Source organism: Dechloromonas denitrificans (assembly GCF_001551835.1).
GTDB classification, from domain to species: domain Bacteria; phylum Pseudomonadota; class Gammaproteobacteria; order Burkholderiales; family Rhodocyclaceae; genus Azonexus; species Azonexus denitrificans.
This window is the reverse complement of the sequence record NZ_LODL01000030.1, coordinates 1-395: the sequence shown is the minus strand read 5'-3', so window position 1 is coordinate 395 and position 395 is coordinate 1. Positions and strand designations below refer to the sequence as shown.

The window sequence follows — 395 nt, the reverse complement described above, 5'->3', positions numbered from 1 at the left end:
CCGGTCATCGAACTGTTCGTCAAGGTCGGCGACAGCATCAAGGTCGACGACGCCATCGTCACCCTCGAATCCGACAAGGCAACGATGGATGTGCCGTCGCCGGTCGAAGGCGTGGTCAAGGAAGTGCTGATCCAGCTCGGTTCCAAGGTGGCCGAAGGCGCGCTGCTGATCAAGGTCGAAACCGGTGGCGCCGCTGCCGCCGCGCCGGCCCCGGCCGCCCAGGCTGCAGCCCCGGCCCCGGCTCCGGTTGCCGCACCGGTGGCTGCCGCGCCAGCCGCCGCTGCCGGCGGTGGCGTGGTCGAAGTCAAGGTGCCGGATATCGGCGACTTCGACAGCGTTCCGGTCATCGAACTGTTCGTCAAGGTCGGCGACAGCATCAAGGTCGACGACGCCAT

The 395-nt window shown here is 67.6% G+C and carries 1 protein-coding gene; it reads left to right on the top strand.

Going from position 1 to position 395, the window contains the following annotated elements; translation table 11 throughout:
* Positions 1-395 (top strand): biotin/lipoyl-containing protein (locus AT959_RS14785; RefSeq protein WP_338032521.1); only part of this gene is annotated, 395 nt, incomplete at both ends.